The sequence below is a fragment of the Pseudomonas sp. S2_B10 genome (genome assembly GCF_054668425.1).
In genome coordinates, this window is the sequence record NZ_CP162768.1 from 1,688,859 (window position 1) to 1,708,914 (window position 20,056).

Below are 20,056 nucleotides of genomic sequence, written 5' to 3' on the forward strand. Positions count from 1 at the left end.
AACAGTCGGCGCCGGCTCCTGCCCATCCGAGCCGGCGCCACGGCCCACTCTCGTTTTTTTCGTCCAAGGCAATCGACATGACCGACATTCAGAACAAGAACTACATCATTGCCCTTGATCAGGGTACGACCAGTTCGCGCGCGATCATCTTCGACCGCGACGCGAACGTAGTCTGCACCGCGCAGCGCGAATTCGTTCAGCATTACCCGCAGGCCGGTTGGGTCGAGCACGACCCGATGGAAATCTTCGCCACCCAGAGCGCGGTGATGGTTGAAGCGCTGGCCCAGGCCGGCCTGCACCATGACCAGGTTGCCGCGATCGGTATCACCAACCAGCGTGAAACCACCGTGGTCTGGGACAAGACCACCGGCCGCCCCGTGTATAACGCGATCGTCTGGCAGTGCCGCCGCAGCACCGAGATCTGCCAGCAGCTCAAGCGCGATGGCCACGAAGACTACATCCGCGACACCACCGGCCTGGTCACCGACCCGTACTTCTCCGGCACCAAACTGAAGTGGATCCTCGACAACGTCGAAGGCAGCCGCGAGCGTGCGCGCAACGGCGAGCTGCTGTTCGGCACCGTCGATAGCTGGCTGATCTGGAAATTCACCGGCGGCAAGGTGCACGTCACCGACTACACCAACGCCTCGCGCACCATGCTCTTCAATATCCATTCGCTGGAGTGGGACTCGAAGATGCTGGAGATCCTCGACATCCCCCGCGAGATGCTCCCGGAAGTCAAAGCGTCCTCGGAAATCTACGGTCGCACCAAGAGCGGCATCGCCATCGGCGGTATCGCCGGCGACCAGCAAGCGGCACTGTTCGGGCAGATGTGCGTCGAGCCGGGCCAGGCGAAAAACACCTACGGCACCGGTTGTTTCCTGCTGATGAACACCGGCGACAAAGCGGTGAAATCCCAGCACGGCATGCTCACCACCATCGCCTGCGGCCCGCGCGGCGAAGTTGCCTACGCACTGGAGGGTGCCGTGTTCAACGGCGGTTCGACCGTGCAGTGGCTGCGTGATGAACTGAAAATCGTCAACGACGCCCACGACACCGAATACTTTGCCAACAAGGTCAAGGACAGCAACGGTGTGTATCTGGTGCCGGCGTTTACCGGTCTCGGCGCGCCGTACTGGGACCCGTATGCCCGTGGCGCACTGTTCGGCCTGACGCGCGGCGTCCGCGTGGATCACATCATCCGCGCCGCGCTGGAGTCGATCGCCTACCAGACCCGCGACGTACTCGACGCCATGCAACAGGATTCCGGCGAACGCCTCAAAGCCCTGCGCGTGGACGGCGGTGCGGTGGCGAACAACTTCCTCATGCAGTTCCAGGCCGACATCCTCGGCACCCAGGTCGAACGCCCGCAAATGCGCGAAACCACCGCACTCGGCGCGGCTTATCTGGCCGGCCTGGCCTGCGGTTTCTGGGGCAGCCTGGAAGAACTGCGCGGCAAGGCAGTGATCGAGCGCGAGTTCGAACCGAGCCTTGACGAAACCGAGAAAGAGAAACTCTACAAAGGCTGGAAAAAAGCCGTCAGCCGCACCCGTGACTGGGCGCGTGAGGACGCTGAATAAGCCAGCCTTGAGTTACACATAGGTATCTAACTGGTCGGGAGCGGATTCCTGCGGCATCATGGGCAAATTTTGCACGGCAGCCCAAAGGAAGCCCCATGAATCTGCCTCCCCGTCAGCAGCAAATCCTCGAGCTGGTCCGCGAACGCGGCTATGTGAGCATCGAGGAAATGGCCACGCTGTTCGTTGTCACCCCGCAAACAATCCGCCGCGACATCAACCAGCTCGCGGAAGCCAATCTGCTGCGTCGCTACCACGGTGGCGCCGCTTACGATTCCAGTGTTGAAAACACCGCGTATGCCATGCGTGCCGATCAGATGCGTGATGAAAAGCAACGCATCGGTGAAGCCATTGCCGCGCAGATCCCCGATCACGCCTCGCTGTTCATCAATATCGGTACCACCACCGAATCGATCGCTCGCGCCCTGCTCAATCACAGTCACCTGAAGATCATCACCAACAACCTGCACGTCGCCTCGATGCTCAGCGCCAAGGATGATTTCGATGTGCTGCTGACCGGCGGCAACGTGCGCCGCGACGGTGGTGTGGTCGGTCAGGCGAGTGTGGACTTCATCAATCAGTTCAAGGTCGATTTCGCCTTGGTCGGGATCAGCGGGATCGATGAGGACGGCAGCCTGCTCGACTTCGATTATCAGGAAGTCCGGGTCAGCCAGGCGATCATCGCCAACGCGCGACAGGTGATTCTCGCGGCGGACTCAAGCAAGTTCGGGCGTAACGCGATGATTCGACTGGGGCCGATCAGCCTGATCGATTGCCTTGTCACCGATCAGCAGCCGGTACCGGCGCTGGCGCAATTGCTGAGTCAGCACAAGATTCGTCTGGAAGTCGTCTGATTCCTCTCCCTCGCTGACCGAACCGACGCTTTCGCGAGCAGGCTCGCTCCCACTCTTGGAATGCATTGCAAAATGTGGGAGCGAGCCTGCTCGCGAAAACAATCGATCAAACAACACATCTTCTGCGCCCCTGCGCGCGTTCATGTTCGAAAATTTTCTTTTAATCGCCCTTCGATGAGTTTTTTCAATCGAACGCGACTGGCTGCGCGCGTGTTTATGGGCTACCATTTTCGCAAATGAACATTTATGTTCGATTTCCAATACAAAATCAAAAGAACCGAGGCCAGCCGATGTCCACCTCTACCTTGCGTACGCCCCCTCTCTCCGAGATCTATGACATTGCCGTGATTGGCGGCGGGATCAACGGCGTGGGGATCGCAGCGGATGCCGCCGGTCGCGGTCTTTCGGTGTTCCTTTGCGAAAAAGGCGACTTGGCCAGCCACACCTCGTCGGCCAGCAGCAAGCTGATCCACGGTGGCCTGCGCTATCTGGAACATTACGAATTCCGTCTGGTGCGTGAAGCGCTCGCCGAGCGTGAAGTGTTGCTGGCCAAGGCGCCGCACATCGTCAAACCGATGCGTTTCGTACTGCCACACCGCCCGCACCTGCGTCCGGCGTGGATGATTCGTGCCGGCCTGTTCCTCTACGACAACCTTGGCAAACGTGAAAAGCTGCCAGGTTCGAAAAGCCTGAAGTTCGGCGCCGACAGCGCGCTGAAAAGCGAAATCAAGAAAGGCTTCGAATACTCCGATTGCTGGGTCGATGACGCCCGCCTCGTGGTCCTGAACGCCATGGCCGCCCGGGAAAAAGGCGCGCATGTGCATACCCAGACTCGCTGTGTCAGTGCCCGCCGCACCAAAGGTTTGTGGCATCTGCATCTGGAGCGCGCCGACGGCAGTTTGTTTTCGATCACCGCCAAAGCACTGGTCAACGCCGCCGGCCCATGGGTGGCCAAGTTCATCCGTGACGACCTGAAGATGGAATCGCCGTATGGCATCCGTCTGATCCAGGGCAGCCACATCATCGTGCCGAAACTGTACGAAGGCGAACATGCGCATATTCTGCAAAACGAAGATCAGCGCATCGTTTTCACTATTCCGTACCTGAACCACTTCACTCTGATCGGCACTACCGACCGCGAATACACCGGCGACCCGGCGAAAGTAGCGATCACCGAAGGCGAAACCGATTACGTGCTGAAAGTGGTCAACGCCCACTTCAAGAAGCAGCTCAGCCGCGAAGACATCCTGCACAGCTACTCGGGCGTTCGGCCGCTGTGCAACGACGAATCCGACAACCCGTCTGCGGTCACTCGCGATTACACCCTGGCGCTGTCGGGCAACGCCGAGGAAGCGCCGCTGCTGTCGGTGTTCGGCGGCAAGCTGACCACTTACCGCAAGCTCGCCGAGTCGGCGATGGCGCAGTTGATGCCGTTCTTCACCCAGATGCGCCCGAGCTGGACCGCGACCGCCACCCTGCCCGGCGGCGAAGACATGACCACGCCAGAGGCCCTGAGCGCGCGGATTCGCGACAAGTTCGATTTCGTCCCGACCGAAATCGCCCGGCGCTGGGCCGTCACCTACGGCAGCCGCACCTGGCGCATGCTTGAAGGCGTGGAAAGCCTGGCCGACATGGGTGAGCACATCGGCGGCGGGCTCTACACCCGCGAAGTCGATTACCTGTGCAGCGAAGAGTGGGCCACTACGGCGCACGACATCCTGTGGCGCCGCACCAAGCTAGGCTTGTTCACCACACCGGAGGAACAGCAGACGCTGTCGACGTATCTGGGCAAGGTTGAGCAGAACCGGAAGATCGAGGCGGCTTGATCTTCGCCCCATCGCTTGAACGAAAGCCCCTGAATTGTGAGATTCAGGGGCTTTTTGTTATGTGGACTTTGTTGAACCTGATTGGGGCAGTTGGATCTTTTCCCCCTCACCCCAGCCCTCTCCCCCAGGGGTAGAGGGGAAAGGGAGCCGATCTCTGTGGGTTCCAAAGTCCGAGGTCGACTCGGTATCTCACGTCGCCGTAACTCGACCATCCACCGCAGTCAGTCCCCTCTCCCCTCCGGGAGAGGGTTAGGGTGAGGGGCTTTTGATCGTTCGGTTTTCCGAACGCGACTCCACAGTCGATTCGGTTAACCGGATCATGCCTTCATAAAATTACCGCCATAAAACTTTAATAACGTTATAAAACAACCGCTTAACTGAGTTCGACTGCTCTGGCACGAGTCATGCTCTACACTCTCTCGACGAATGCCTGCTGTGCCAGCACTTCAGGAGCCGTCAGGCATTCGAAGCACAAAAAGGGCCGACAAACTGGCTCCATAAAAAAAACAATGTCGAGGAAAATTTGATGCGCATCGTTCCCCATATCCTGGGCGCAGCCATTGCTGCCGCTCTGATCAGCACGCCAGTTTTCGCCGCCGAACTCACCGGCACCCTGAAGAAGATCAAAGAGTCCGGTGTCATCACCCTGGGCCACCGTGACGCCTCCATTCCGTTCTCCTATATCGCTGATGCGTCCGGCAAGCCGGTCGGCTACTCGCACGATATCCAGCTGAAGATCGTCGAAGCGATCAAGAAAGACCTCGACCTGCCGAACCTGCAAGTCAAATACAACCTCGTCACCTCGCAGACCCGTATCCCGCTGGTGCAGAACGGCACCGTGGACGTCGAGTGCGGTTCGACCACCAACAACGTCGAGCGTCAGCAGCAGGTCGACTTCTCCGTCGGCATCTTCGAAATCGGTACCCGTCTGCTGTCCAAGAAAGACTCCAAGTACAAGGATTTCGACGATCTGAAAGGCAAGAACGTCGTAACCACCGCCGGCACCACCTCCGAGCGCATCCTCAAGGCGATGAACGCCGACAAGCAGATGGGCATGAACGTCATCTCCGCCAAAGACCACGGCGAGTCCTTCCAGATGCTGGAATCGGGCCGTGCCGTTGCCTTCATGATGGATGACGCACTGCTGGCCGGCGAAGCCGCCAAGGCCAAGAAAGCCGCCGATTGGGAAGTGACCGGCACGCCACAGTCGTACGAAATCTACGGCTGCATGATGCGCAAAGGCGACGAGCCGTTCAAAAAGGCTGTGGATGACGCGATCAAGGCCACTTACGCTTCGGGCGAAATCAACAAGATCTACGAGAAGTGGTTCATGCAGCCGATTCCGCCAAAAGGCCTGAACCTGAACTTCCCGATGAGCGACGAGCTCAAGACCCTGATCGCCAATCCGACCGACAAAGCGGCTGACGACAAGAAGTCCTGATTTTCTGACTAACCTTATCCCCTGAGGAGGCGCCTGCCTTTTCAGGGGATGGTCACTCCCTGCTGGCATTTTTCTGGAAACACTCGAACCGGTGGCTGTCGAGCCGATCGCGTGTGCCCGGTCTTTGAAAAAAGACTGGGGAGGGAACGGAGTTCCCCAGGCGGGCACTTGTACATCGATCGAATCGAGGGGAGACCCTAATGAATTACAACTGGGACTGGGGCGTGTTCTTCAAGTCCACCGGCGTGGGCAGCGAGACCTATCTCGACTGGTTCATCTCCGGTCTGGGCTGGACCATCGCCATCGCCGTCGTGGCGTGGATCATCGCCCTGCTGCTCGGCTCGCTGCTGGGCATCATGCGCACCGTGCCGAATCGCATCGTATCGGGCATCGCGACCTGCTACGTCGAGCTGTTCCGTAACGTGCCGCTGCTGGTGCAGCTGTTCATCTGGTACTTCCTGGTGCCCGATCTGCTGCCGCCGGATCTGCAGGAGTGGTACAAGCAGGACCTCAATCCGACCACCTCGGCCTACCTGAGCGTTGTCGTCTGCCTCGGTCTGTTCACCGCTGCCCGTGTCTGCGAGCAAGTGCGCACCGGTATCCAGGCGCTGCCCCGTGGTCAGGAATCCGCCGCCCGCGCGATGGGTTTCAAGCTGCCGCAGATCTACTGGAACGTGCTGCTGCCCCAGGCCTACCGGATCATCATTCCACCGCTCACCTCGGAATTCCTCAACGTGTTCAAGAACTCCTCCGTGGCGTCCCTGATCGGTTTGATGGAATTGCTGGCGCAGACCAAACAGACCGCCGAGTTCTCGGCCAACCTGTTCGAAGCGTTCACCCTGGCGACCCTGATCTATTTCACCCTCAACATGAGCCTGATGCTGCTGATGCGCCTGGTCGAGAAAAAAGTCGCGGTGCCCGGCCTGATCTCCGTGGGGGGTAAATAATGGAATTCGATTTCAGTGGCATCGTCCCGGCCATTCCCGGTTTGTGGAACGGCATGGTGATGACCCTCAAGCTGATGGCCATGGGCGTGATCGGCGGGATGATTCTCGGCACGATCCTCGCGCTGTGCCGTCTGTCACACAACAAGCTGCTGTCGAGCATCGCTGGCGCCTACGTCAACTATTTCCGCTCGATCCCGCTGTTGCTGGTGATCACCTGGTTCTACCTGGCGGTGCCGTTCGTGCTGCGCTGGATCACCGGCGAAGACACGCCGATCGGCGCGTTCACCTCGTGCGTCGTGGCGTTCATGATGTTCGAAGCGGCGTACTTCTGCGAAATCGTCCGGGCCGGTGTGCAGTCGATTTCCAAGGGCCAGATGGGTGCTGCTCAGGCACTGGGCATGAACTACGGGCAGATGATGCGCCTGATCATCCTGCCGCAGGCGTTCCGCAAGATGACCCCGCTGCTGCTGCAGCAGAGCATCATCCTGTTCCAGGACACCTCGCTGGTCTACACCGTGGGCCTGGTGGATTTCCTCAACGCCTCGCGTGCCAGCGGCGACATCATCGGCCGCTCCAATGAGTTCCTGATTTTCGCCGGTCTCGTGTACTTCATCATCAGCTTCGCCGCCTCGCGGTTGGTCAAGCGTCTGCAAAAAAGGTTCGCCGTATGATCTCTATCAAAAACATCAACAAGTGGTATGGGGACTTCCAGGTGCTGACTGATTGCAGCACCGAGGTCAAGAAAGGCGAAGTGATCGTGGTCTGCGGCCCGTCGGGTTCCGGCAAGTCGACGCTGATCAAATGCGTCAACGCCCTGGAGCCGTTCCAGAAAGGTGATGTCGTGGTTGACGGCACGTCGATCGCCGACCCGAAAACCAACCTGCCGAAACTGCGTTCGCGTGTGGGCATGGTGTTCCAGCATTTCGAGCTTTTCCCGCACCTGACCATCACCGAAAACCTGACCATCGCGCAGATCAAGGTGCTCGGCCGCAGCAAGGAAGAGGCGACCAAAAAGGGTCTGCAGTTGCTTGAGCGCGTCGGCCTGTCGGCGCACGCCCACAAGCACCCGGGGCAACTGTCCGGCGGGCAGCAACAGCGTGTGGCGATTGCCCGTGCGCTGGCGATGGACCCGATCGTCATGCTGTTCGACGAACCGACCTCGGCGCTCGATCCGGAAATGGTCAACGAAGTGCTCGACGTGATGGTGCAACTGGCTCACGAAGGCATGACCATGATGTGCGTGACCCACGAAATGGGCTTCGCCCGTAAAGTGGCCGACCGGGTGATCTTCATGGATCAGGGCAAGATCATCGAAGACTGCCCGAAAGAGGAATTCTTCGGCGACATCAGCGCCCGCTCCGAACGCGCGCAGCACTTCCTCGAGAAAATCCTGCAGCACTAAAAGCAACACACCCGCACCCTGTCTGTGGGGTGCGGGCAGCCTGACAATGAGATCCCTTGTGGCGAGGGGATTTATCCCCGTCCGGCTGCGCAGCAGTCGTAAACCCTGTGCATGCGGTCTTTCAGTTAAACCGCAGTGATGGTTTTGGGGCCGCTTCGCGGCCCAACGGGGATAAATCCCCTCGCCACAGGCACAAACAAGTGTTGTGGTTGACCCAAGGCATCTGTGATGAAATGCGACCCCACTCTTTATCGCGCTGCAGAGCCATCACTTGCCGTGAAGCCCCGTCTGATCCGTCATCTGTTCCTGCCGCCGCTGATCATCGCCCTGATGGTCGGACTGGGTTTCATCGGCTTCTGGACCAGTGAACACTTCGGCATCCGCAGCCTCGGCGAGAACGGTCAGCGTCAGTTGGAACTGCACGCCCGCGCGGTCGAAAGCGAGATCAGCAAATACACCTACCTGCCCAGCCTGCTGGAACTCGAAACCAGTGTGCCGCAGTTGCTGGCCGATCCGACCCCGGAGCACCGGCAGACGGTCAACGATTACCTCGAAGGCCTGAACCGCCGCAGCCGCAGCCGCGCCATCTACGTGATGGACACCACCGGCCGGGTCATGGCCACCAGCAACTGGCGCGATGTCGACAGTTATCTGGGTGAAGACTTGTCCTTCCGCGCCTATTTCAAAGACGCCGTGCGCGGCCAGCCCGGGCGCTTCTATGGCATTGGCAGCACCAACGGCGAACCCGGTTACTACCTCGCCCACGGCCTCGAAGAGCACGGCAAGATCATCGGTGTCGCGGTGGTCAAGGTGCGTCTGGAAGCCATGGAAGAGCGCTGGCAACGGGCGCGTCTGGAAGCGTTCGTCAGCGATGAGAACGGCATCATCATTCTGTCCAGCGATCCTGCCAGGCGGCTGAAATCGGTGATCCCGCTCAGCGATGAGATCAAGGAAAAACTCGCCCGCAGCCTGCAGTATTACTGGTTTCCACTCAACGAACTGCAACCGCTGGCCCGCGAGACACTGGCCGAAGGCGTGGAGAAACTGACCTTCCCCGCCAACAGCGAATTGCAGCCCGACGAAGACGACATCAGTTATCTGGCGCAAACCCGACTGCTGAGCGACACGCCGTGGAATTTCACCCTGCTCACGCCATTGCAGGACCTGCGCCGCGAAGCCATCAACCAAGGCATTCTGGTGGCGGTGGCGTTTGCCCTGTTCGCCTTCCTGCTGATTGCCTGGAACGAGCGGCGCAAAGTCCTCGCCACCCGCCTCGCCGCCCGCGAAGCATTGCAGGAAGCCAACAGCCAACTCGAACGTCGGATTACCGAACGCACCGCCGATCTGCGCGCCAGCAACGAACGTCTGAAGAGTCAGATCCGCGAGCGCCGCCAGGCCGAAGAGACGTTGCGCCGCGCTCAGGATGAACTGGTTCAGGCGGGCAAACTCGCGGCCATCGGCCAGATGTCGACCAGCATCGCCCATGAATTGAACCAGCCGCTGGCGGCCATGCGCACGTTGTCGGGCAACACCGTGCGCTTTCTTGAGCGCGGCCAGCTCGACGTCGCCAGCACCAACCTCAAGACCATCAACGACCTGATCGACCGCATGGGTCGGATCACCGCCAGCCTGCGTTCGTTTGCCCGGCGTGGTGACAACAAGGGTCAGGCCAGTCTCGGCAAAGCCGTCGACGCCGCGTTGCAAGTGCTCGGCGCGCGCGTGGAAAACACCGCGCTGCAGATTCACCGGCAGTTTGCCGATGTGCAGTTGCTGATCGATCAGACCCGCCTCGAACAGATCCTCGTCAACCTGATCGGCAACGCCCTCGACGCCATGCACGCGCAACCGCAGCCGCAGCTGTGGCTGGAGGGTGAAGAATTCAACGGCAAGTATCGCTTGCGGGTGCGTGACAACGGCCACGGCATCGACGCCGAAGCGCGCAAGCATCTGTTCGAACCGTTCTTCACCACCAAACCCGGCGAGCAAGGCCTGGGACTGGGCCTGACCCTGTCCGCCAGCCTCGCCGCCGCCACCGGCGGGCACCTGGGTGTCGAACACCCGGCCGGCGGTGGCACCACTTTCGTCCTCAGTTTACCGTTGGTAAGCCCTCTTTCTGCCGAGCCAATATGAACCCCGAACTCAGTGTGCTGATTGTCGAAGACGACCCCCATGTGCTGCTCGGCTGCCAACAGGCGCTGACCCTCGAAGACATTCCGTGCATCGGCGTCGGCAGTGCCGAAGAGGCGCTGGCGCAGGTCGGCGACAACTTTGCCGGCATCGTCATCAGCGATATCCGCCTGCCGGGCATCGATGGCCTGGAATTGCTCACCCGCCTCAAGCAGCGTGATCGCAGCCTGCCGGTGGTGCTGATAACCGGCCACGGCGACATTTCCATGGCCGTCGGCGCGATGCAGAAAGGCGCCTACGATTTCATGGAAAAACCGTTCTCGCCGGAACGCCTGGTCGATGTCGCGCGGCGGGCGCTGGAGCAACGCAGCCTCGCCCGTGAAGTGTCATCGCTACGCCGGCAACTGGCTGAACGCGATTCGCTGGAAGGGCGGATTATCGGCCGCTCACCGGCGATGCAGAACCTGCGCGAGCTGATCGCCAACGTCGCCGACACCTCGGCCAACGTCTTGATCGAAGGCGAGACCGGCACCGGCAAGGAACTGGTCGCTCGTTGCCTGCACGATTTCAGTCGGCGCCACAGCAAACAGTTCGTCGCGCTGAACTGCGGCGGCCTGCCGGAAAACCTTTTTGAAAGCGAAATCTTCGGCCACGAAGCCAACGCCTTCACCGGCGCCGGCAAACGGCGCATCGGCAAGATCGAGCACGCCGACGGCGGCACGCTGTTCCTCGATGAAGTGGAAAGCATGCCGCTGCCGTTGCAGATCAAGTTGCTGCGCGTACTGCAGGAACGCACCCTCGAACGTCTCGGCTCAAACCAGAGCGTGGCGGTGGATTGCCGGGTGATCGCGGCGACCAAATCCGACCTCGATGAGTCGAGCAAGGCCGGGGAATTTCGCAGCGACTTGTACTACCGCCTCAACGTCGTGACCCTGGAATTGCCACCGCTGCGCGAACGCCGCGAAGACATCCTGCAACTGTTCGAGCATTTCACCCAGCAATCGGCGCTGCGCTTCGACCGCGCGCTGCCGGAGCTGGACAACCAGACCCTGTCGAACCTGATGAGCCACGACTGGCCGGGCAACGTGCGCGAACTGCGCAACGTCGCCGAACGCTTCGCCCTCGGCCTGCCGGCCTTCAAGAAATCCGGAGCCAGCGCCGGCCAGGGTCTGGCGTTTGCCGAAGCGGTGGAAGCGTTCGAGCGCAATCTGCTGGTCGACGCCTTGCAACGCAGCGGCGGCAACCTGACCCAGGCCAGCCAGGAACTGGGCATGGCCAAGACCACGCTGTTCGATAAAGTCAAAAAGTACGGGCTGAGCCACTGATGGATCTGATTCTCAAAGCCGCCATCGGCGCCGCAGTCGTGCTGATCCTCGCTGCGCTGTCGAAGACCAGAAACTACTACATCGCCGGTCTGGTGCCGCTGTTCCCGACCTTTGCCCTGATTGCGCACTACATCGTCGGCAAGGGCCGCTCGGTCGACGATCTGAAAACCACGATCGTGTTCGGCATGTGGTCGATCATTCCCTACTTCGTGTATCTGGCGACGCTGTATGTGATGGTCGACCGCATGCGCCTGGAAGCATCGCTGGCCGTGGCGGCGGTGGCGTGGCTGATGGCGGCAACGGTATTGGTGAGCGTGTGGGTCCGGCTGCATGCCTGAACCCACGTGCATCAGCCTCTAGCGACCGTAGACTCTGGCCAGTTGCGCGGACGACAGAGCATCCTCGAACGGCACTGGCACTGACTTCACCGCACCGTAGAGATTGCGGTAGCGCCAGTAGTCGCCGTTCTGCGCCAGTTGATAACCGCGCTCGACCACGCGCTGGCCGTCGAGCACGTAACGCAGGGTTTCCTGCGCGGCCGGCGGTGGCGTCGGTTGCATCAGATCGGCGCTCAACACGCGCATGGATTCGTCAATGCATTCATCCAGCACGGCGGTGACCTTGGCCAGGTCAAGGGCGCCGTCATCAATGCATTGCTTGCCGCAACGACGAATCGGCTGACTGGCCACTTCGATGCGCATGCGGTACAGCGGCGAGCCGGCGATATCCTGTAATTGCACCTGATTGACCAGCACGAAACTGCCGCGATCGGGCGTCAGCATCAGCTTCGGTTCGATCAGCAACCGTGCCGTCACCGCACCTGCCCCCTGCTTGAATCCGGAGACTTGCGACGCCGCCTGAAAACGCTGTTGCAAGCGCTCCTGCAACGGCACGCCGGCGAGCAGGTCGGCCAGCGGCCGCGATTCGTTCAGCGCGGCTTTTTCGGCATCGCGCTGTAACGCACCGGAACCCATTTGCGTGTTGATCAGGCTGGCCACCAGAATGCCCGCCAGCCCGGCGCCCGCGCCGGAGCTCGACACCAGCGTGTAACTGGAATTGGCCGCGTTCACCGCCGCCTTGCTGTCGATCACCGTGCTGGCGCCGACAAACTCCGCCGGCAGTTGCACGTCGACCTTCAGCCCGTGTGCCTGCACATAGCTCATGGCCGCCTGATCCTTGAAACCGGCCTCGGGTGGCGGTTTCTGCGCACAGCCAGGCAACGCCAGCAGCGAGATCGCCGCGAGGGTCAGCGCCAGACGTTTCATTGCGCGAACGGGGCGATCATTTGCTGACGGCTGTTATCCATCGCCTGATAAAACGCGTTGGACAGATTGGTGTAGGACGGCTCGTCCCACTCACCTTGCGCGGCTTGCACAGCGGCGAATGGCTGGTACCACAAGAGTTTGTTGTCCGACAGATCGATCACCATGCCCTGGCCGCCGACCTGGGCCATCGGCACGCTGGTGGGCACGATGCTGTAGTAGCTGCGGGTGGCACCGGTGGCATAAATCGACACCAGCAACAGACGGTCGATGCCGTGGGCAGCTTTCATCGGCGACAGGTCCTTGGTCATGTAGCCCTCGCGGAAATCGACTTCCTTGAAGGTCTTCAGATCGACCTTTTCATCAATGCGCTTGGCCTTGTAGCCCTTGGCCTGCAACTTGGCGACGATGGCGTCGGGCAGGGTTTCCAGATCGCGCACCTGCCAGGTCTCGACGTTGGCGCTGAGCTTGCTGTTGACGCCGGCATTGATGGCGTAATCGAGGATGCCCTGATTGCCGGTCAGCGCCAGCACCGGCGACGGTACGACGGTAATGGCCACACCGATGGTCGGCTCTTTGGCATCCCAGAACTGTTTGTCCAGGGCCACGGGCGGTTGCACATGGGCGCAGCCGGTGAGAGTCAGTACGGCGAGCAGGGCCAGCGCGGCCCATTGACGTGTAGCGCGAAAAATCATGGATCAAGTCCCTATGTCTGAAAACGTTCCTGCGCCTTATCGGCAACAACGCGGCAAACAATAGTGGCACATTGATATTTTTTTGGCGACAGGATGCTGGCGCACTCTTACAGCAGATTGTTCGGCGCCGGCGGATCGACCCGAGCCCAATGCGAAGTGTCCTCGCGATGCGCCTGCAAATACGGCAGCACCGCCGCCAGCAACGGCTCCTTGAACGCCTCCTGAAAGCGATGCGCCAGTCCCGGAATCAGTTTCAACTGACTGCCCTGAATGTGCGCCGCCAGATGCACGCCGTGCATCACCGGCAGCAGCGGATCTGCCGTGCCGTGCACCACCAGGGTCGGTACGCGCAGCTGATTGAGCAATGCCACCCGGCTCGGTTCGGCAAGGATTGCCATGATCTGGCGCTTGACGCCTTCGGGGTTGAACGCGCGGTCGTAGGACGCCGCCGCCTGTTGCAGCAAGGCCTGTCGATCATCCGTCACCGCCGGGCTACCGAGTGCCGCGAGCAGATCGGCCTGTTGCTCCAGCGCTACTTCGCGGTTCGGCGCACCTCGGCGCGAGAGCAACTGCACCAGCGCCGCACTTGGTGCCGGCAGGCCTTCAGCGCCGGAAGTGGTCATGATCAGCGTCAGGCTTTCCACCCGCTGCGGCGCCATCGCCGCCATGCGCTGGGCGATCATCCCGCCCATGCTCGCGCCGAGCACGTGGAATTGCTCAACCTTCAGCGCCGTCATCAAACCCAGCGCATCGTCGGCCATGTCAGTCAGGCTGTACGGTGCCGACACCGGTAAACCGAGCTTGTAACGCAGCACTTCGAAGGTCAGGTTGGCCTCGATCGGCGCCTGCCGCCAGGTCGACAATCCGACGTCGCGGTTGTCATAACGGATCACCCGGAAACCCTGCTGACACAGCGCGACCACGACTTCGTCCGGCCAGTGGATCAACTGCCCACCCAGGCCCATGACCAGCAACAGCGCCGGGTCTGATGCACGGCCGATACTTTGATAGGCAAGACTGACCTGCGCCAGCTCGGCGTGCTCGGTCGGCATGTTGACATCACAGCGCCCGGCTGCAAACGAGCCGGCCCCGAACAAAAGCGCGGCCAACGCGGCCGCGACTGAAAAAACTCTCTTGAACATGAAAAACACCAAAACGCAGCACCCCAGTAGAGCGCGAGTCTGATGAAGTTCGTACGAGCGCGCTGCCACAGTTGCATGACAGTTTGATGAAGAGTGCCGAGCGGTCGTCTGTCGAATGCCCGCCGGATCCTCGCCGACAGATCGACAAAGCGTGCCTCATGAGACAAACTCACCTTCCCCGCATTCGTCACAAGTTTTCTTCATGGAGCCCCGCCGGTGCTTGAAATCCGACATCTGAAAACCCTGCATGCCCTGCGCGAGGCCGACAGCCTGGTGGATGCCGCTGATCGCCTGCATCTGACGCAATCCGCTCTATCGCATCAATTCAAAGAGCTGGAAGAGCGCATGGGCATGCAGTTGTTCGTGCGCAAGACCAAACCGGTGCGCTTCACCAGCGCCGGTTTGCGCCTGCTGCAACTGGCCGACGCCACCCTGCCGCTGTTGCGCGCCGCTGAACGGGACATCGGTCGGCTGGCCGGTGGCACCGCCGGGCGTCTGCACATGGCGATCGAATGCCACAGCTGCTTCCAGTGGCTGATGCCGACCATCGACCAGTTCCGCGATGCCTGGCCGGAAGTCGAGCTGGACCTGGCTTCGGGTTTCGCTTTCGCCCCGCTGCCGGCACTGGCCCGTGGCGATCTGGATCTGGTGGTGACCTCCGATCCGCTGGAAATTGCCGGCATCACTTACGTGCCGCTGTTCACTTACGAAGCCATGCTCGCGGTGGCCAATCAGCATGCGCTGGCGAGCAAGCCGTACATCGTTCCTGAAGATTTGCTGACGGAAACGCTGATCACCTACCCGGTCGAGCGTGATCGCCTGGACATCTTCACCCGCTTCCTCGAACCGGCCGACATCGAACCTGCGCAGGTGCGCACTTCGGAACTGACGGTGATGATGATGCAACTGGTCGCCAGCGGCCGTGGCGTCTGCGGGATGCCGCACTGGGCGCTGCATGAATACAGCTCGCGCGGCTATGTGAAGGGCAAACGGTTGGGTGAGAAAGGCTTGTTCGCGACGCTGTACGCGGCGATTCGCACGGACATGCTCGACGCGCCGTACATGCGCGATTTCCTGCTGACCGCCAAGGACACCTCGTTCTCGACCCTCGATGGGGTCAGTGCCGTACGCTGATTCTCCAGAACAAGAGATCTCCCTGTGGGAGCGAGCCTGCTCGCGAAAGCGGTGGATGATTCAGCGATGATGTCGGCTGGACGGACGCCTTCGCGAGCAGGCTCGCTCCCACAAGGATTGTCGTGGTGGGTCAGAGCTGGCGCCACATGTGGATCTTGTCGAAGTAGTCTTCGCCCACCCGCACGGCGAGTGGCTCGAGGCCGAACTGAATGAAGCCGCAACGCTGATACAACTGAAAAGCCGCGTCATTACCGGCAGTCACGGTGAGCTGCAGCAATTTCAGCGCCGGATGCTTTTGCGCTTCGACCAGTGCCGCCTGCACCAGATCAAAGCCCAGCCCCTTGCGACGAAAATCCGCCGAGACATACATGCCGAACAGCGTGGCCTTGTGTCGTGCCTTCTCGCGCGGTTCAAAGGCCAGGCCGACAATCCCGGCCAACGTCCCGGCATCGAGTGCACCCAATACCACATCGAGCTTGCTGGTCAGGCGCCCTTCCCACCAACTCAATGGCATCACCGCGCGTTCGCGCACGCTGGAGGTGAACGCCTGCGGATGACGGTCATAGGCTTGCAGCATCAGTTCGCGGTAAGCCAGGGCATGGCTGGCGTCCAGCCGTTCGATCCACATGTCAGGCAGTCCGCCGTTGTTCGAGCATCAGCCGTACGGCGAGGCCGCCGAGCACCATGCCCATGAAATAACGCTGCATCGCCAGCCACGTCGGGTTGCGCACAAACCATGAGGCGATGCCTGCAGCGAACAGCGCGATCAACAGATTGACGCTGAAGCTGACGCTGATCTGCGTGAGCCCGAGGACGATGCTTTGGGTGAACACCGAGCCGTGCTCAGGGCTGATGAATTGCGGAAACACCGACAGATAGAACACGGCGATCTTCGGGTTCAGCGCGCTGGTGAGAAAGCCCATGGTGATCAGCTTGCGCGACGAGTCCGGCGGCAATTGCTGCGCTTCGAACGGTGAACGCGCGCCGGGTTTCAGCGCTTGCCAGGCCAGCCACAGCAGGTACAGCGCACCGGCCCATTTCAACACTTCATAAGCCATCGGCACGGCAAGAAACACTGCCGTCAAACCGACCGCCGCAGCGAACATATGCACGAAGAACCCGCCGACCACGCCGAGCAGCGACGTCACCCCCGCGCGGCGTCCCTGACAGATCGAACGCGAGATCAGGTAGATCATGTTCGGCCCCGGCGTCAGCACCATCAGCAGCGCGGCGGCGGCGAAGATCAGCAGGTCTTGCAACGGGATCATGGCAACGTCCTTTGCGGGAATGATCAGGCGAGTGCAGTCAGTGAACGGCGATAAAACGGCAGGATGTGCTCGCGTGTCAATGGCGCCAGCTCGAGCGCCGGATCAGTGGCCGGATCGACCCATATGACTTCCTCGATTTCCGCCGCCGGACACACGTCAGTATCGATGGTCAATTGGAAAATCTCCGCGTGCACGATGAAGCCCGGCTCGTTGGCGGCGGGGGCGGAAAAACTGTTGAGGAAAATCGCCTGCGCCGGGTCGATCTGCAACCCGAGTTCTTCTTCCAGCTCACGGGCCAATGCGTGTACTGGCAACTCGTGGGCTTCGATCTTGCCACCCGGTTGCATGAAGGCCGTGGTGCCGCGCTTGCGCACCAGCAGGGTCTGGCCTTGGGCGTTGAGCAACAGGGCGGCGGCGATATGGATGATGCAGGGCGAAACGGCGGATGTCGGCGTCATGAGTCGAAAAATGCCTTGTGCGAAAAGATCGCAGGATCCCACGCCCGACGCGCCTGCGTCATCAGAAGATCCCTACAAGGAGCATCCGTGATCAGCCTGACTCTGACGACAAGTCCGCCCAAAGGCTCGGAAATTTCCCACTCGCGAATTTGGTAGCGTTATTCATCGCTGCCCGGCAGCCATTCGCTACATCGCCTAAGAGGGAAAACGCTGCATGTCTGACATTTCAACGCTCAAGGAAAAGAACAATCTCAAGACGCTCCATTTCATTCTCCTGACCGTAGTCACCATGGGGCTCTACTCGGTTGTATGGCTGCACAAAACAACAACCGTGGTTGAGGAGGTCACTCAAATCAAGACACTGAGCCAGACCGGTCTGGTCGTTTATCTGGCGCTCTGTGGTATCGGAGGGATCTTTTTCACCGTATCTGATCCGCGGTTCATAGCCACGGGGTATGCGATGACGGTCATTGCCCAGCTCATCGCCATTGCTTGGTGCTTTCGAGTTCGCAGAGCCTTGCGCGCCTACACACTGACCAAACACAACTTCGAACCGCGAATGAACCGCTTGTATTCAGTCCTGTTCACCTTCTATCACATCAATTACTGCATCAACGATATGGCCAGGGCCAAGCACAAACATGACCAGAAACGGCAAACGCCTCAGGAATCGGTCGCGGCATAAACAAAAAGGCAATCGTCGATTTCGCGTGCAAGTTCGCTTCCACCTTTCACTGCAATTCCTTGTGCGAGCGTGCTCGCGAAGGCGTTCGTCAATGCCACAAGTTTGCCCACCAGTATTGCTGCATGGCTGCTTCTCGCGTTCAACAGCCAAGTCAACTGGCATCGTAAGCGAGACGGCTCCGATGTAGGCGAGGAGAGGGAAATCTGCCTGTTCACGGTTCCGTCGTTGGCGCAATATGCCTGCCAGCCACAAACAATCCGAACCAAGGAAACCGTATGAGCCTGTCGCTGCTGAGCCGCTACGCCTTCTTTGCCGTCTGTGTGATGTTCACCCTCGCCAGCCTGCCCTTTCTCGAACATGACTGGCTGTGGCCGATCACCGCCGCCACCGCTGTGCTGAGCCTGCTCGGCGTGTTCGACCTGTTGCAGACGCGCCATGCAGTGCGCCGCAATTATCCGATTCTGGGCAACATCCGTTATCTGGTCGAAGGCATCCGCCCGGAGATTCGCCAGTATCTGCTCGAGTCCGACAGCGATGCCCTGCCCTTCTCCCGCGCGCAGCGTTCGCTGGTGTACTCGCGAGCGAAAAACGAAACTGCCGACAAACCGTTCGGCACGCTGATCGACGTCTACCAGTCCGGCTTCGAATTCATCGGCCACTCGATGCGCCCGGCGCCGTTGAGTGACCCGAACGGTTTCCGCGTCATTGTCGGGGGTCCGCAGTGCACGCAGCCCTACTCGGCGTCGATCTTCAATATTTCGGCGATGAGCTTCGGCTCGCTCAGTGCCAACGCCATCCGCGCCTTGAACCAGGGCGCCAAACTCGGCAACTTCGCCCACGACACAGGCGAAGGCAGCATCAGCCCGTATCACCGCGAACACGGCGGCGATCTGACCTGGGAGCTGGGCAGCGGCTACTTCGGCTGCCGCACCAGCGACGGCCGTTTCGACCCTGAGCGCTTCGCCGTGCAGGCGCAGAATCCGCAAGTGCGCATGATCGAAATCAAGATGAGCCAGGGCGCCAAACCCGGCCATGGCGGGATCTTGCCCAAGCACAAGGTCACCAGGGAGATTGCGGAAACACGCGGCATCCTGATGGGCGAGGACTGCGTCTCGCCGTCGCGCCACAGTGCGTTTTCAACGCCGATCGAGATGATGCAGTTCATCCAGCAACTGCGCGAATTGTCCGGTGGCAAACCGGTGGGCTTCAAATTCTGCCTCGGCCATCCGTGGGAGTTCATGGGCATTGCCAAGGCCATGCTGGAAACCGGCATCCTTCCCGATTTCATCGTCGTCGATGGCAAGGAAGGCGGCACTGGCGCCGCCCCTGTCGAGTTCACCGACCACATCGGCGTGCCGATGCGCGAAGGTCTGCTGTTCGTGCACAACACGCTGGTCGGCCTGAACCTGCGCGACAAGATCAAACTCGGCGCCAGCGGCAAGATCGTCAGCGCCTTCGACATCGCCAGCGTGCTGGCCATCGGCGCTGACTGGGCCAACTCCGCGCGCGGCTTCATGTTCGCCATCGGCTGCATCCAGTCGCAGTCGTGCCACACCAACAAATGCCCGACCGGCGTTGCCACCCAGGACGCCTTGCGCCAACGCGCTCTGGTGGTACCGGACAAAGCCCAGCGCGTCTACAACTTCCATCGCAGCACGCTCAAAGCACTGGCGGAAATGCTCGCTGCAGCAGGCCTTGAGCATCCCTCGCAACTGTCGGCCAAGCATCTGGTACGACGCATGTCGGCGACCGAGATCAAACTGTTCTCGCAGTTGCACGTGTTTTTGAAACCGGGGGAATTGCTCACCGGTGAAGTGAATGGCGAGTTCTATTCGCGGATGTGGCAGATGGCGCGGGCGGACAGTTTTGAGCCGAGCGAGGTCGTCGCTGCGTAACTGCTCAAAGGTGTGCAT

Annotated in this window: 19 protein-coding genes; 13 read left to right on the top strand and 6 right to left on the bottom strand. The window is 60.6% G+C overall.

Annotated features, from left to right (window positions below; translation table 11 throughout):
* The first annotated feature begins 77 nt into the window (after positions 1-77).
* From glpK to AB4O45_RS07485, 10 genes are all read left to right on the top strand, one after another.
* Positions 78-1,580, top strand: coding sequence for a glycerol kinase GlpK (gene glpK / locus AB4O45_RS07440; protein WP_024014162.1), 1,503 nt, complete (start codon positions 78-80; stop codon positions 1,578-1,580).
* A gap of 95 nt (positions 1,581-1,675) precedes the next feature.
* Complete coding sequence (locus AB4O45_RS07445) at positions 1,676-2,431, top strand: DeoR/GlpR family transcriptional regulator (protein ID WP_007953179.1); 756 nt, start codon at positions 1,676-1,678, stop codon at positions 2,429-2,431.
* Positions 2,432-2,721: 290 nt separating this feature from the next.
* On the top strand, positions 2,722-4,257 hold the full coding sequence (gene glpD / locus AB4O45_RS07450) for a glycerol-3-phosphate dehydrogenase (RefSeq protein WP_460161262.1): 1,536 nt from the start codon (positions 2,722-2,724) through the stop codon (positions 4,255-4,257).
* A gap of 526 nt (positions 4,258-4,783) precedes the next feature.
* The gene (locus AB4O45_RS07455; protein ID WP_095181779.1) at positions 4,784-5,698 is read left to right on the top strand and encodes a glutamate/aspartate ABC transporter substrate-binding protein; all 915 of its coding nucleotides are present in this window, start codon (positions 4,784-4,786) and stop codon (positions 5,696-5,698) included.
* Between the two features lie 200 nt (positions 5,699-5,898).
* Positions 5,899-6,645 (top strand): amino acid ABC transporter permease, encoded by a 747-nt coding sequence (locus tag AB4O45_RS07460; RefSeq protein WP_056790046.1) that lies wholly within the window; start codon positions 5,899-5,901, stop codon positions 6,643-6,645.
* Positions 6,645-7,316, top strand: coding sequence for an amino acid ABC transporter permease (locus AB4O45_RS07465; RefSeq protein WP_016773391.1), 672 nt, complete (start codon positions 6,645-6,647; stop codon positions 7,314-7,316). Before AB4O45_RS07460 ends, AB4O45_RS07465 begins: the two co-directional genes overlap by 1 nt.
* Positions 7,313-8,047 carry an amino acid ABC transporter ATP-binding protein gene (locus tag AB4O45_RS07470; protein WP_016773390.1) on the top strand — a complete coding sequence of 245 codons (735 nt, stop codon included), beginning with the start codon at positions 7,313-7,315 and terminating at the stop codon, positions 8,045-8,047. The genes AB4O45_RS07465 and AB4O45_RS07470 overlap by 4 nt, the downstream gene beginning before the upstream one ends.
* 228 nt (positions 8,048-8,275) lie before the next feature.
* On the top strand, positions 8,276-10,177 hold the full coding sequence (gene aauS / locus AB4O45_RS07475) for a two-component sensor histidine kinase AauS (protein ID WP_041479880.1): 1,902 nt from the start codon (positions 8,276-8,278) through the stop codon (positions 10,175-10,177).
* 44 nt (positions 10,178-10,221) lie between these two features.
* A complete protein-coding gene (gene aauR / locus AB4O45_RS07480) occupies positions 10,222-11,499 on the top strand; it encodes a two-component response regulator AauR (RefSeq protein WP_231507471.1) in 1,278 nt (425 codons plus the stop codon).
* Between the two features lie 8 nt (positions 11,500-11,507).
* A complete protein-coding gene (locus tag AB4O45_RS07485; RefSeq protein WP_177342732.1) occupies positions 11,508-11,837 on the top strand; it encodes a GlpM family protein in 330 nt (109 codons plus the stop codon).
* Between the two features lie 18 nt (positions 11,838-11,855).
* Here AB4O45_RS07485 and AB4O45_RS07490 read toward each other — a convergent pair whose 3' ends face one another.
* The 3 genes from AB4O45_RS07490 to AB4O45_RS07500 all read right to left on the bottom strand — a co-directional run bounded on the left by AB4O45_RS07490 (position 11,856) and on the right by AB4O45_RS07500 (position 14,598).
* On the bottom strand, positions 11,856-12,764 hold the full coding sequence (locus tag AB4O45_RS07490; RefSeq protein ID WP_252876834.1) for a hypothetical protein: 909 nt from the start codon (positions 12,762-12,764) through the stop codon (positions 11,856-11,858).
* Positions 12,761-13,456 (bottom strand): hypothetical protein, encoded by a 696-nt coding sequence (locus tag AB4O45_RS07495; protein WP_024014168.1) that lies wholly within the window; start codon positions 13,454-13,456, stop codon positions 12,761-12,763. The genes AB4O45_RS07490 and AB4O45_RS07495 overlap by 4 nt, the downstream gene beginning before the upstream one ends.
* A 107-nt stretch (positions 13,457-13,563) precedes the next feature.
* On the bottom strand, positions 13,564-14,598 hold the full coding sequence (locus tag AB4O45_RS07500; RefSeq protein ID WP_460161263.1) for an alpha/beta fold hydrolase: 1,035 nt from the start codon (positions 14,596-14,598) through the stop codon (positions 13,564-13,566).
* A 216-nt stretch (positions 14,599-14,814) separates the two neighbouring features.
* Between AB4O45_RS07500 and metR the strand changes: the two genes are divergently transcribed.
* Entirely contained in the window at positions 14,815-15,732 is a 918-nt protein-coding gene (gene metR, locus AB4O45_RS07505) for a transcriptional regulator MetR (RefSeq protein ID WP_016773382.1), read from the top strand.
* Between the two features lie 130 nt (positions 15,733-15,862).
* Here the strand turns inward: metR and AB4O45_RS07510 are convergent, their stop codons facing one another.
* From AB4O45_RS07510 to AB4O45_RS07520, 3 genes are read right to left on the bottom strand one after another with little or no spacing between them, the layout of a single operon-like run.
* A complete protein-coding gene (locus AB4O45_RS07510) occupies positions 15,863-16,360 on the bottom strand; it encodes an N-acetyltransferase family protein (protein WP_460161264.1) in 498 nt (165 codons plus the stop codon).
* A 1-nt stretch (position 16,361) separates the two neighbouring features.
* Entirely contained in the window at positions 16,362-17,000 is a 639-nt protein-coding gene (locus AB4O45_RS07515) for a LysE family translocator (protein WP_460161265.1), read from the bottom strand.
* Positions 17,001-17,023: 23 nt separating this feature from the next.
* Complete coding sequence (locus tag AB4O45_RS07520) at positions 17,024-17,458, bottom strand: NUDIX hydrolase (protein ID WP_095181775.1); 435 nt, start codon at positions 17,456-17,458, stop codon at positions 17,024-17,026.
* A gap of 214 nt (positions 17,459-17,672) precedes the next feature.
* On the opposite strand from AB4O45_RS07520, the gene AB4O45_RS07525 reads away from it, so the two are divergent.
* Positions 17,673-18,143, top strand: coding sequence for a DUF4234 domain-containing protein (locus AB4O45_RS07525; protein ID WP_056790069.1), 471 nt, complete (start codon positions 17,673-17,675; stop codon positions 18,141-18,143).
* A gap of 275 nt (positions 18,144-18,418) precedes the next feature.
* A complete protein-coding gene (locus AB4O45_RS07530) occupies positions 18,419-20,038 on the top strand; it encodes an FMN-binding glutamate synthase family protein (RefSeq protein ID WP_252886745.1) in 1,620 nt (539 codons plus the stop codon).
* The last annotated feature ends 18 nt before the right edge of the window (positions 20,039-20,056 follow it).

What these genes read in the sequence shown, in the direction of transcription:
- glpK (WP_024014162.1), top strand. Translation starts at nt 78, where the DNA reads ATGACCGACATTCAGAACAAGAACTACATCATTGCCCTTGATCAGGGT.
- AB4O45_RS07445 (WP_007953179.1), top strand. Translation starts at nt 1,676, where the DNA reads ATGAATCTGCCTCCCCGTCAGCAGCAAATCCTCGAGCTGGTCCGCGAA.
- glpD (WP_460161262.1), top strand. Translation starts at nt 2,722, where the DNA reads ATGTCCACCTCTACCTTGCGTACGCCCCCTCTCTCCGAGATCTATGAC.
- AB4O45_RS07455 (WP_095181779.1), top strand. Translation starts at nt 4,784, where the DNA reads ATGCGCATCGTTCCCCATATCCTGGGCGCAGCCATTGCTGCCGCTCTG.
- AB4O45_RS07460 (WP_056790046.1), top strand. Translation starts at nt 5,899, where the DNA reads ATGAATTACAACTGGGACTGGGGCGTGTTCTTCAAGTCCACCGGCGTG.
- AB4O45_RS07465 (WP_016773391.1), top strand. Translation starts at nt 6,645, where the DNA reads ATGGAATTCGATTTCAGTGGCATCGTCCCGGCCATTCCCGGTTTGTGG.
- AB4O45_RS07470 (WP_016773390.1), top strand. Translation starts at nt 7,313, where the DNA reads ATGATCTCTATCAAAAACATCAACAAGTGGTATGGGGACTTCCAGGTG.
- aauS (WP_041479880.1), top strand. Translation starts at nt 8,276, where the DNA reads ATGAAATGCGACCCCACTCTTTATCGCGCTGCAGAGCCATCACTTGCC.
- AB4O45_RS07490 (WP_252876834.1), bottom strand. Translation starts at nt 12,764, where the DNA reads ATGAAACGTCTGGCGCTGACCCTCGCGGCGATCTCGCTGCTGGCGTTG.
- AB4O45_RS07495 (WP_024014168.1), bottom strand. Translation starts at nt 13,456, where the DNA reads ATGATTTTTCGCGCTACACGTCAATGGGCCGCGCTGGCCCTGCTCGCC.
- AB4O45_RS07500 (WP_460161263.1), bottom strand. Translation starts at nt 14,598, where the DNA reads ATGTTCAAGAGAGTTTTTTCAGTCGCGGCCGCGTTGGCCGCGCTTTTG.
- AB4O45_RS07510 (WP_460161264.1), bottom strand. Translation starts at nt 16,360, where the DNA reads ATGTGGATCGAACGGCTGGACGCCAGCCATGCCCTGGCTTACCGCGAA.
- AB4O45_RS07515 (WP_460161265.1), bottom strand. Translation starts at nt 17,000, where the DNA reads ATGATCCCGTTGCAAGACCTGCTGATCTTCGCCGCCGCCGCGCTGCTG.
- AB4O45_RS07520 (WP_095181775.1), bottom strand. Translation starts at nt 17,458, where the DNA reads ATGACGCCGACATCCGCCGTTTCGCCCTGCATCATCCATATCGCCGCC.
- AB4O45_RS07525 (WP_056790069.1), top strand. Translation starts at nt 17,673, where the DNA reads ATGTCTGACATTTCAACGCTCAAGGAAAAGAACAATCTCAAGACGCTC.
- AB4O45_RS07530 (WP_252886745.1), top strand. Translation starts at nt 18,419, where the DNA reads ATGAGCCTGTCGCTGCTGAGCCGCTACGCCTTCTTTGCCGTCTGTGTG.